The organism is Nakamurella sp. PAMC28650 (genome assembly GCF_014303395.1).
Classification (GTDB): Bacteria; Actinomycetota; Actinomycetes; order Mycobacteriales; family Nakamurellaceae; genus Nakamurella.
The window spans coordinates 5,155,745-5,167,896 of record NZ_CP060298.1; the positions used below are offsets into that span (position 1 = coordinate 5,155,745).

Annotated in this window: 6 protein-coding genes and 1 tRNA gene; 5 read left to right on the forward strand and 2 right to left on the reverse strand. The window is 67.6% G+C overall.

All coding sequences use genetic code 11. The features are described from left to right. The first annotated feature begins 381 nt into the window (after positions 1-381). From ppc to H7F38_RS23360, 4 genes are all read left to right on the forward strand, one after another. Positions 382-3,174: a phosphoenolpyruvate carboxylase gene (gene ppc, locus H7F38_RS23345; protein ID WP_187091991.1), complete on the forward strand. Its 2,793-nt coding sequence runs from the start codon at positions 382-384 to the stop codon at positions 3,172-3,174. Between the two features lie 22 nt (positions 3,175-3,196). Then, the gene (locus H7F38_RS23350) at positions 3,197-4,507 is read left to right on the forward strand and encodes a UDP-glucose/GDP-mannose dehydrogenase family protein (protein WP_255498148.1); all 1,311 of its coding nucleotides are present in this window, start codon (positions 3,197-3,199) and stop codon (positions 4,505-4,507) included. Positions 4,508-4,686: 179 nt separating this feature from the next. Beyond that, a complete protein-coding gene (locus tag H7F38_RS23355) occupies positions 4,687-6,411 on the forward strand; it encodes a DUF4012 domain-containing protein (protein WP_187091993.1) in 1,725 nt (574 codons plus the stop codon). Between the two features lie 182 nt (positions 6,412-6,593). Further along, positions 6,594-6,890: a hypothetical protein gene (locus H7F38_RS23360; protein ID WP_187091994.1), complete on the forward strand. Its 297-nt coding sequence runs from the start codon at positions 6,594-6,596 to the stop codon at positions 6,888-6,890. A 76-nt stretch (positions 6,891-6,966) separates the two neighbouring features. On the opposite strand, the gene mfd is transcribed toward H7F38_RS23360, so the two are convergent. Together mfd and H7F38_RS23370 are read right to left on the reverse strand one after the other, a co-directional pair. Further along, positions 6,967-10,560, reverse strand: coding sequence for a transcription-repair coupling factor (gene mfd, locus H7F38_RS23365; RefSeq protein WP_187094937.1), 3,594 nt, complete (start codon positions 10,558-10,560; stop codon positions 6,967-6,969). A gap of 319 nt (positions 10,561-10,879) precedes the next feature. Then, entirely contained in the window at positions 10,880-11,878 is a 999-nt protein-coding gene (locus tag H7F38_RS23370) for an acyl-CoA desaturase (protein ID WP_222618283.1), read from the reverse strand. A 115-nt stretch (positions 11,879-11,993) separates the two neighbouring features. Here H7F38_RS23370 and H7F38_RS23375 point away from each other — a divergent pair. Continuing rightward, positions 11,994-12,064, forward strand: a tRNA-Gln gene (locus tag H7F38_RS23375). Positions 12,065-12,152: the final 88 nt, after the last annotated feature.

A 12,152-nucleotide genomic window follows, 5' to 3' on the forward strand; every position in this document is an offset into this window, starting at 1 on the left:
AGGTGATCCCCGACAGCCCACCTGTGCCACGCAGCCTCCATTTGGAGTAAGTCAAAGGTAACAGATCGTGTCCGTGAAGGAAACTAGGAGTGGAAATTCACCAGTTCGTTCAGTCGGAGGGATGCAAACGAGCACCGAGAACTACACAAAGTGACAATAAATCTTCGCTCCGTTGACGGACGTACTCCGACCAAGTGATCGCCGTCCACCACTTACTTGACGAGTCAAACATTCCTTGATCAAGCCGTGACCTTTTCGTGATGACTACGCACAGCAATGATCGATCAGCACTGTCAGCCTCCCGAATGCCTGCAGGCCGATCAGATCGCCCGTCCCGTCGCTTGTCATCTGCCCGTCATCACCATCGGCCAGTATCGACACATGACGACCGTGGCCCCCGCATTCACCAGCAGAACAGACGACCAGGGCCTCCGCGCCGACGTGCGGCGGGTCGGAGATCTGCTGGGCCAGACCCTGCTCCGGCAGGAAGGCCAGGAGTTGCTGGACCTGGTGGAACAGGTCCGCGCCTTGACCAAGCAGGCCCAGGAGTCCGATACCGCCGACGCGCGCCTGGCCGCCACCGATCAGGTGTGCGCCATTCTGGCCGGCCTGCCCATCGGGCAGGCCACCGCACTCGTCCGGGCGTTCGCCGCCTACTTCCACCTCGCCAACGCGGCCGAGCAGGTCGACCGCATCCGCACATTGCGCCTACGCCCGGTGTCCGAGGGCTGGCTGGCCCGGACAGTGGCGGAGGTGTCCGAAGCGCTGGGCCCCGAAGAACTCGCGCGCTCGATCGCGGAACTGGACGTACGGCCGGTGTTCACCGCACACCCCACCGAGGCGAGCCGGCGCAGCGTGCTGACCAAGCTGCGGCGGATCAGCGATCTGCTGTCCACCGACACCGCGGCGGGGTCAGCCGCGCGGATCAGGCAGGACCGCCAACTGGCCGAGCTCATCGACCTGATCTGGCAGACCGACGAACTGCGGCAGATTCGCCCGACGCCGATCGACGAGGCCCGGAATCTGCTCTACTACCTCCGTCAGATCGGTGGCGAGAGCCTTCCGGAGCTGACGGACGACCTGGCCGCCGAGTTGGCCGACCACGGTGTCACGCTCAGCCCGGAGGCCGTCCCGCTCACCTTGGGCACCTGGATCGGCGGCGACCGCGACGGCAACCCGAACGTCACGGCCGCCATCACCCATCAGGTGCTGGCCCTCGATCACCAGCTGGCCATCGAGTTGGCCATTGCGAACATCGATCGGCTGATCGCCTACCTGTCGGGCTCGACCGCGATCGTCGCCATCTCCGCCGCCTTGGCCGAGTCCATCGAGCACGATCTGCGGCGGCTGCCCGGCCTCGACCCGCGGGTCAAGGAGATCAACAGCGCCGAGCCCTACCGACTGAAGCTCACCTGCATCAAGGCCAAACTCCTCAACACCAGGGCCCGGGTGGCCGCGCGCAGCCCGCACGAAGCCGGGCGGGACTATGCGCAGCGCAGCGAACTGCTGGCCGACCTGGCGGTGATCGCGCAATCGCTGCAGGCCAACGGCGGCGAGCTCGCCGTGGCCGGCGTGCTGGCCACGGTCCGCCGGAGCATCGCCGCAACCGGTCTGCACGCCGCGACGATGGATATAAGGGAGCATGCCGAAGCCCACCACCATGTCCTGGCCCAGCTCTTCGATCGACTCGCCGAGCAGCCATCGCCGTACGCGGAGCTGAGCCGGGCGGACCGGATGAAGCTGTTGTCCGCCGAGCTGACCTCCTACCGGCCGCTGACCTATCGCCCGGCGGCACTCGATGCCGACGGGACGAAGACCTTCTCGGTGTTCGCCGAGATCGCCGATGCCCTGGACACCTACGGTCCGGAGGTCATCCAGACCTACATCGTGTCGATGACGATGGGCGCCGACGACGTGCTCGCTCCCGCCATCCTGGCCCGCGAGGCGGGGTTGTTGGATCTGCATGCCGCCCCCGGCCGCGAGCCGTTCGCGCGGATCGGCTTCGCACCCCTGCTCGAGACGGTCGACGAACTGCGCAAGTCCGGTGAGGTGATCGACGAACTGCTGTCCGATCCGACCTACCGCGAGATCGTCCGGCTGCGCGGTGACGTCCAGGAAGTGATGCTCGGATACTCCGACTCCAACAAGGACGCCGGCATCACCACCAGCCAGTGGGAGATCCACAAGACCCAGCGGGTCCTGCGGGATGTGGCTGCGCGGCAGGGCGTCTCGCTCGTCCTGTTCCACGGACGCGGCGGCACCGTCGGCCGCGGCGGCGGCCCCACCTACGACTCGATCCTGGCCCAGCCGCACGGCGTGCTGACCGGCGCGATCAAATTCACCGAGCAGGGCGAGGTGATCAGCGACAAGTACGCCCTGCCCGAACTGGCGAGGGAGAACCTCGAACTCACGGTCGCAGCGGCGCTGCAGGCATCGGCCCTGCACCGCACTCCGAGGCTGTCCGACGCGCAACTGGCCGCCTGGGACGAGGTGATGGAGACCGTCAACGGAGCTGCCTTCACCACCTACCGCACCCTGATCGACGACCCCGACCTGCCCGCCTACTTCCTCGCGTCGACCCCGGTCGAGCAGCTGGGTTCGCTCAACATCGGCTCCCGTCCGTCCCGGCGCCCGGACTCCGGCGCCGGACTCTCCGGTCTGCGCGCGATCCCCTGGGTGTTCGGCTGGACCCAGTCGCGGCAGATCGTCCCCGGCTGGTTCGGCGTCGGATCCGGCCTCGCGGCTGCCCGCCGCGCCGGCCACGGCGAACTCCTGGACGAGATCTACGGCCACTGGCACTTCTTCCGTACGTTCATCTCCAATGTCGAGATGACCTTGGCCAAAACAGATCTCGATATCGCTGCACTCTACGTCGCGGCGCTGGTACCGGACAACCTGCGACATCTCTTCGAACTCATCAAGACCGAGCACGCCCTGACCGTCGCCGAGGTACTGCGGCTCACCCGATCCTCGGACCTGCTGGCCTCGCAGCCGGACCTGTCCCGCACCCTCACCGTCCGGGAGGCCTATCTGGCCCCGATCTCCTACCTGCAGGTCGATCTACTGCACCGGATCAGGAATCTGGCGGACGGTTCCGCACCGGAACCGGAACTGCAACGCGCTATGTTGCTGACGATCAATGGCGTGGCCGCTGGCATGCGCAACACTGGGTGACTGGGGACTACACGTGACAAGAATGACCGTCGTCGGATGCGGCTATCTGGGGGCCGTGCACGCTGCCTGCATGGCCAGCGTCGGGCATCAGGTCGTCGGCATCGACGTCGACGGGCCCAAGATCGAGTCGCTGCAGGCCGGCAAGGCGCCCTTCTTCGAGCCGGGCTTCGAACAGGTCCTGCAGGAGGCGCTGGCCACCGGCCGACTCACCTTCACCACGGACATGGCCTCGGCCAGTGGCAACACCGTTCACTTCGTCTGCGTCGGGACCCCCCAGCGGGCCGGTGAGAACGCCGCCGACATGACCTACGTCAACGCCGCGGTCGGCGCTCTGGCTCCGAAACTGTCGCCGGGTGACCTGGTGGTCGGCAAGTCGACGGTCCCGGTCGGAACGGCCGCCCGGCTGGCGGCCATCGTCGCCGAACATGAACCGACCGCCATGCTGGCCTGGAACCCGGAGTTCTTGCGCGAGGGATTTGCCGTCGAGGACACCCTGACGCCGGACCGGCTCGTCTACGGCCTCCCGCCGACGCCCGCGGCGGCGGCGACGGCCAAGGCCATGCTGGACGAGGTCTACGCCATCCCGCTGTCCCAGGACACCCCGTTGGTCACCACCGACTACGCGACGGCCGAGCTCGTCAAGGTGGCCGCCAACTCATTCCTGGCCACCAAGATCTCCTTCATCAACGCAATGGCGGAGGTGTGCGAGGCCACCGGGGCCGACGTCGTGCAGCTGGCCGACGCGATCGGGCACGACGCACGCATCGGCCGCCGATTCCTCAACGCGGGTCTGGGCTTCGGCGGCGGTTGCCTGCCGAAGGACATCAGGGCGTTCATGGCACGGGCCGGCGAACTCGGAGCCGACCAGGCCCTGGCCTTCCTGCGCGAGATCGACTCGATCAACATCCGCCGGCGGGTGCGAATGGTGGACCTGGCCCGCGAGGTCTGCGGAGGTTCCATCGTCGGCCGCCGGATCGCTGTGCTCGGCGCTGCGTTCAAGCCGAACAGCGACGACATCCGCGACTCGCCGGCCCTGGACGTGGCGGCCCAACTCCAGGTGCAGGGCGCCACCGTGACGGTCACCGACCCGGAGGCGCTGACCAATGCCCGCCGGGTCTGGCCGGGGTTGAACTACGCCGACACCGCGCTCGAGGCCGCCACGGACGCCGACCTGGTGCTCGTGCTGACCGAGTGGGACCAGTACCGCTCGCTCGACCCGGGTGATCTGGCCACCGTCGTCGCCGGGAAGCGCATGCTCGACGGCCGCAACGCCCTTGATCCGGTGCGCTGGCGTAATGCCGGCTGGACCTACCGCGCCCTCGGTCGTCCGTGAGCGAGGAGTCGTCTGCTTCCGAGCCCGCCGCACCACCGGGTCCTGGTTCCGGGAATTCGGACCATGCGCCGTCGTCCGAAGAGACAAAGGCGACGGCTGCGGCGCCCCTCGCGGCTCCGTCCGAAGCAACTTCCGCAAGGCGCTGGATCGGCCGGGGGCTGTTGGCTTTCGGTGTTCTCGTGCTCCTTGGCGCGGGATGGGTCGGTCTGCGGACCTACCAGGCCTACCGGCACCTCGACCGGGCTGCCCAGCAGGTCACCCTGCTGCAACAGCAGGTCAAGACGCTGGACGAAATCGATCTGACCCAGGCAGGCGCCGCGGTCAGCAGAATGCGGAGTGAGGCCGACGGCGCGGTCGGTGACACCCGAGACCCGCTCTACCGGCTTGCCGGGCACCTTCCGTTCATTGGTCCCAACCTGCGGGCGGTGGCCATGATCGCCTCGACGGTCGATGATCTAGCCACCACGACCGCACCGACTTTGATCAACGTGGCAACTGCTGTCCAGCCCGCTGCGCTCGCACCCCGCAGTGGAGTCATCGACCTTGCGCCGATGGTGGCAGCTGCCCCCGCGTTGGCTGCGGCCGACGCTGCCGTTGCATCGTCCCAGCAGAGGATGGCTGCGATCGATCGCGGGCCGCTGGTTGGTCCGGTGTCACGGGGCGTGGACGACCTGCAGACAAAGTTGGCCGGTCTTGGTCGGACCACGGCAGCGGCGGTGCGAATCAGCCGACTGGCGCCGACCATGCTCGGCCACAACGGCGCGCGTACCTACCTGGTGGTCTTCCAGAACCTGGCCGAACCTCGGGCGACCGGTGGCCTGTTCGGGTCCTACGCATTGTTGAAGGTGGACGATGGCAAACTGTCTATCGGTCCCCAAGGATCCGGCTCGCGCGATCTCGGCACGTTCGCCCCCCCACTGACGATGCCTGCCTCATTGCCCTCCGCCCTCTACGGCAATCTGCCGGCCACCTACGCGACCGATGCCAATCTGACACCTGATTTCCCTACTGCCGCAGCGCTGTTGGCCCAGATGTACCAAATTCGGAACCATCTCCGGATCGACGGGGTACTGGCGCTCGATCCGGTCGCACTCTCGTACCTGCTCGTGGGTGCCGAGCCCATTCCGATCGGGCACGGACTCGAGTTGACGTCGGCGAACATCACCAGGACCCTCCTGTCGACGGCATACGCGCTCTACCCCCGGGCCAGTGACGGTCCACGCAGAGAGGCGTTCCTCGACAGCGCAGCGGAGCGCGCTTTCCTGGCCGTCACAAACATCAGAACCAGCGCCAAGACGGTGTTGCGCGGCCTCGTCAAGGCCTCTGACCAGCATCGCCTGCTTCTTTGGAGCGCGAATCGGACCGAGCAGACCGACATCGAGGCGACTGGAGTCGCCGGACGCCTGCCGTCGGTCGACGGCCACACCCCGACGATCGGCCTGTTCCGCAACGACGGCACCGGCGGAAAGCTCGGCTACTACGCCGGCGGGTCTGCTGCGCTGACCTCCGGCGCCTGTACGGCTGACGCACGCCGGGCCTTGACACTGACTGCCCACCTGACCTACTCGGCACCTGCCACCGGTCTACCCGCGTACGTGATCGGCTACGCAACCGCCGGACCCTACGTCCTGCGGACAAATCTACTCATCTTCGGACCGTTGACCGGCAGCCTGACGGCGATCTCCGTGGACGGGCAGCACCGTCCGGTGATCTGGGCGACCGAAGGTGGACGTCGTGTGGGAATGGTGACCATCGACCTGAAGCCTGGAGCATCGGCCACGGTGGTGGCCACCCTGAGTATCGCTGCGCCGGCATCCGGGTCTCCTGCACTCCTGCCGGCACTTAACCTGACTCCCGGCGTGACGTCCTGGAAGACGACGGCCGAGCCGATCGATCCCTGCTGACTACCACCAATCAGCGGGTCGACGTCGATCATTGAGGTGACTCAGCTGGCGTTGCTGTTCTGTTGTTCACCCGATCAGGTACTTTTCATCGTAGAAGCGCGATCATTACCCACCGGGAGTGACCATCCTCGTGAGCTGAGTCCTACAATCACAGCACACGATGAACCGGTCAGGAGATCAGCATGTTCCAGAAGGTTGTGGCATTGGTTTCTTTGGTCGTCGGTGCATTCTTCCTCTCGGTAGGGGTCGCCTCTGCGGACAACTACGTGCCCCCTGCAGTCACCTCACCGCTGTCTCTCCAGCCCGTCATCCAGGTGCTGGGAACCTCGAATGACCTGACGGGTCAATCCCTGTCCTACACCGGCACCGGATTCAACGTGGGCGGCGTGGTGCTCATCGGAGCGATCGTGCTGCTGATCGGCATCGGCCTGACGATAGTGGGCGCGAGGATGAGCCGTAGCCGGTCCGGCCGTCACTGACCGAACGAATCCGGCTCGAAGGGGCGCACCGTTTCGGTCCTCGATCGTGAATATCGCCCTTGGCGTTTTTTCCGGCTCACGCCGACCTGGGGGTCGCCGCCAGGTTGCGCAGCACCTGCTCGCAGAACGCCAGCAGGGCGAGGTCGCGCAGCGTGTCCGCGGCCAAACGGTCCGATTCGGTCGGCGGCCGCAGGGTCAGCGTGTTGGTGAGCTGACGGTATTTCGAGCCCGGGTAGATCCGCGCCGCACGCAGTTGCGCTGACTCCGGAAGCACCAGCGGCGAGAAGCGCAGCCCCTGCGGGCCCAGCGCCACCTCGGACACACCGACAGCGCGGCAGATCTGGCGGAACGCCGCGACGGCCAGCAGATTCTCCGACTCGGTGGGCAGCGGACCGTAGCGGTCCACCAGTTCGGCCCGCACGCCGGCGATGTCCTGCTCGGACATGGCCCCGGCGATCTTGCGGTAGGCGTCCAGCCGCAACCGTTCGGACGGTACGTAGTCGTGCGGGATGCTCGCATCGACCGGGAGTTCCACCCTGACCTCCAGGGTTTCCTCCTCCTCTTCCTCGACCTCGCCGATGCCGGCGGTCCCGGCTGCCTTCTTGAACGCGGTCACGGCCTCCCCGACCAGCCGGATGTAGAGATCGAAACCCACCCCGGCGATGTGACCTGATTGCTCTGCACCGAGAATCGAACCGGCGCCACGGATCTCGAGGTCTCGCATGGCCACCGCCATCCCAGCGCCGAGGTCGGAGTTCTGCGCGATGGTCGCCAGTCGGTCGTGGGCCGTCTCGGTCAACGGCTTCTCGCTCGGGTAGAGGAAGTAGGCGTAGCCGCGTTCGCGGCCGCGACCGACCCGGCCACGCAACTGGTGCATCTGCGACAGGCCGAGGATCTCCGCGTGATCGACGATCAGCGTGTTGGCGTTGGAGATGTCCAGGCCGGTCTCGACGATGGTGGTGCAGATCAGCACGTCGAACGACCGGTCCCAGAAGCCGTCGATCACCTTTTCCAGCCGGTCCTCGTTCATCTGCCCGTGCGCCACGGCAATCCGGGCCTCCGGTACCGCCTCCCGGATGCGGCCGGCCACCGCGTCGATGTCCGACACCCGGTTGTGCACGAAGAACACCTGCCCGTCGCGGAGCAGTTCGCGGCGGATGGCCGCCGCCACGAGCTTGTCGTCGTATCCGCCGACATACGTGAGGATCGGGTGCCGTTCCTCCGGCGGAGTCAGGATCGTCGACATCTCCCGGATGCCGGCCAGGCTCATCTCCAGGGTGCGGGGAATGGGGGTCGCCGACATCGTCAGCATGTCGACGTGGGCCCGCAGCGCGGTGATGTGCTCCTTGTGCTCGACGCCGAACCGCTGCTCCTCGTCGACGATCACCAGCCCGAGGTCCTTGTAGCGCACGGTCGGCTGGAGCAGCCGGTGGGTGCCGATGACGATGTCGACGCTCCCATCGGCCAGGCCCTTGATGGTCTGTTTCGAGGTGGCGTCGTCGGTGAACCTGGACAGCCCGCGCACGCTGACCGGGAACGCCGACATCCGCTCGCTGAAGGTCGAGAGATGTTGTTGGGCAAGCAGCGTCGTGGGTACCAGGATGGCCACCTGCTTACCGTCCTGAACCGCCTTGAACGCTGCCCGGACGGCGATCTCGGTCTTGCCGTAGCCGACGTCGCCGGAGATCACCCGATCCATCGGGACCGGCTTCTCCATGTCGGCCTTGACCTCGTCGATGGCGGCCATCTGATCCGGGGTCTCGGTGAACGGGAACGCGTCCTCCAGCTCGCGCTGCCAGGGTGAGTCGGGTGCGAAGGCATGGCCAGGGGCCGAGGCCCGGGCGGCGTACAGCTGCACCAGTTTCGCCGCGATGTCCCGGACCGCCTTGCGGGCGCGGCCCTTGGTCTTCGCCCAGTCAGCGCCGCCGAGCTTGTTGACCGTCGGGACCTCACCACCGATGTACCGGGAGAGCAGGTCGAGGGCGTCGGTCGGCACGAACAAGCGGTCGCCGGGGTGACCGCGCTTGCTCGGCGCGTACTCGACGACCAGGTACTCCCGGACGGCACCGCCGGAGGTCCGGCTCACCAGGTCGATGTACTTGCCGATGCCGTGCTGGGCATGCACCACGTAGTCGCCCGGCTTGAGAGCCAGCGGATCGACCATGTTGCGCCGGCGGGAAGGCATCTTGTTCGCACTCGCAGCGGCCGCCGTCCCCCTGGTCCCGGTCAGATCCGACTCGGTGATGATCGCAAGGCCGGAGCCCGTCACGATGAATCCGTCCTCGAGACGCCCCCTGGCCACGGTCACCATCCCGGGCTGCGGGAGATGTTCCATGGTGTCACCGGTGACGGACACGGCGAGGTCGGCCTCGGCGAACCTCTCGGCGGCGCGCGCGGCGGTCCCGGCCCCGGGTACCACCACCACCGTGACGCCCCCACCGGCCGCGCGCTCGGCCGCATCGTCGATGGCCACCGCGATCTCGCCGCGGTAGGAAGGCGCTGCCACGATGGCCGCGCGGCTGTCCGGGTCGGTGTCCGGTACCTGGCCGGCAGCGCCCGGATCGTCGACGCCGAACGGGGCGATCCTCCACAGCGGAAGCTCCAGGTCTCGGATGACGTCCTGGACCTCGCCGAGCGATCGATACGCGGACTCGGCCAGGTCGATCGGGGCCTTGCCACCGGTCGCGGCCGCCATCCAGGAGGCGGCCAGGAAGTCGGCGCCGGTGCGCACCAGATCCTCGGCCCTGGTCCGGATGCGTTCCGGGTCCGCCAGGATGACGTGCGTTCCCTCGCCCAGCAGTTCGGGCAACAGCGTCAGGCGGCCGGGCACCAACACCGGGATCAGCGCCTCCATCCCCTCGACCGCGATACCGGCGGCAAGTCTGCCGAGCATCTCGGCCAACGTGGGATCACCGGTGCCGGCGGCCGACAGCTGCCCGGCCCTGGCCCTGACCTCCTCTGTCAGCAGGATCTCCCGGCAGGCCTGCGCCGTCATGGTCGGCGGACCGTCCAGTCCGACGTCCGCGTCCATCGCGCGCTGGTCGGTGACCGCGAAGCGCCGGATGTCAGTGACCTCGTCGCCGAAGAACTCCACCCGGACCGGGTGGCTGTCGGTGGGCGGGAAGATGTCCAGGATGCCGCCGCGCACCGCGATCTCACCGCGCTTCTCGACCATGTCGACCCTGGTGTAGGCCAGGGTGACGAGGCGGTCGACGAGTTCGCCCAGATCGGCCCAGTCACCGACGTTCAGCACCACCGGGGCGAGCTCGCCGAGATCCGGTGCCATCGGCTGGATGAGCGACCGGATGGTGGCCACCACCACGGCCGGCGCACCGGCCGGGTGCTCCTCGGGGTGCGCCAACCGGCGCAGCGTCAACAGGCGCTTCCCCACGGTGTCCGCACGCGGCGAGAGCCGTTCGTGCGGCAACGTCTCCCACGAGGGGAAGATCGAGACCCGGTCGTCGCCGAGGAGATCCCCGATCGCCGCCGTGGCCACCTCGGCCTCACGACCGGTCGCCGTCACCAGCAACACCGGAACGCCGGCGCCGCCCAGCTCGGTGGTCTCGGCCAACGCCGACGCGAGGAACGGGCGGGCCCCGGCCGGTGCGATCAGCCGGTGGGTGGGGGCGCCCGCCGTCGCGACCAGATCACGAACGACATCGGTCCGCATCACCGCGGCCAGCAGGCCGGCCAGGACCGGGTTGGCCGGCGTCGAAGTGGTCGACCCGACGCTGCCCGACCCGACCTCGTCCGGCCGCCCGACAGTGGTCGCCGTCGAGGGTCTCTTTGCTACCTGCTGCGCCACGGGCTACTCCTGCGTCCACCGGCTCCCGAGGCCGTGAGAACCCCGGGAGATGCCGACCTGCCGGGGTGCCGACACGCCAGAAAACCCCCGAGCTGAGTGCGCGGGGGTGCCTAGTCCCAAGTTTACGCACCGTCACCGACAACGGGTCCGTGCACTGGCGGCGGGCTGGGGCGGAACCGGTGGATCAGTGACCCATCTCACCGGCAGTGGCCTGGATGCGGGCCAACCGCTGCGGGCTCGGCCAGCGGACCTTGGTCGCCCACCCGAACTTCTCGAAGATCCAGATCGTTCTGGCGGAGATGTCGATCTGGCCGCGCAGCACACCGTGCCGGGCGCAGGTCGGGTCGGCGTGGTGCAGGTTGTGCCACGACTCGCCGAACGAGAGCAGGGCCAACGGCCAGAAGTTGGCCGACTTGTCGCGCGCGGCGAATGGCCGCTCGCCGATCATGTGGCAGATGGAGTTGACCGACCAGGTGACGTGATGCAGCAACGCGATCCGGACGAGCCCGGCCCAGAAGAACGCTGTCAGGGCTCCGTGCCAGGACATGGTGACCAGTCCACCCGCGACGGCCGGCGCGAAGATCGACAACAGCGTCCATACCCAGAAGTACTTGCTCTGCCGGGCGATGTCCTTGTCCGCCAACAGGTCAGGGGCGAACCGCTGCTGATTGGTGGCGTCCCGGTCGAAGATCCAGCCCATGTGCGCATGCCAGAAGCCCTTGGCCAGGGCGGCGAACGAGGTGCCGTACAACCAGGGCGAGTGCGGATCGCCCTCGCGGTCGGAGAACGCGTGGTGACGCCGGTGGTCGGCGACCCAGATGATCACCGGGCCCTGCGCAGCCATCTGGCCCGCTGCGGCCAGACCGATCTTCAGGGCACGATTCGCCTTGAACGAGCTGTGGGTGAACAGGCGATGGAACCCGACGGTGATCCCCATGCCGGAGATGACGTAGAACACCGCCGCGATGATCACGTCGGTCCAGTCGAGCCCCCAGCCCCAGGCGAAGGGCACAGCCAGGACCATGGCCAGCAGCGGGATCAGGGAGAAGCCGTAGACGGCCACCTGCGCGGCGATGCCACGCTCACCGTCCAGGATCGGGGTGGGGCCGGGGGCCGACCGGGGCTGCGCCGTGCTCGCGACAGGCGAACTGTCGACGGGTGCGGCTGACTGTGAAGGGGTCACTGGGGATCAATCTTCTCGGGGGTGTGGTAGAGACGTTACCGGCTGGAACGTGCAGCCGGAGTGAATGCACGGCCCGGCGCCCCGGGCAGCATGGAATGATGCCGGAGGAAGTCAATCCGCCGTGGTGTAACGGCAGCACCTCTGATTTTGGTTCAGATGGTTCAGGTTCGAATCCTGGCGGCGGAGCGGTCGCAGTGCCGAAGTGGAGCAGCGAGCATGGCATCGGCGGCTAACATCGCCCCTGGGCTTCTGAGTGCTCCTTCGACGACGGGAT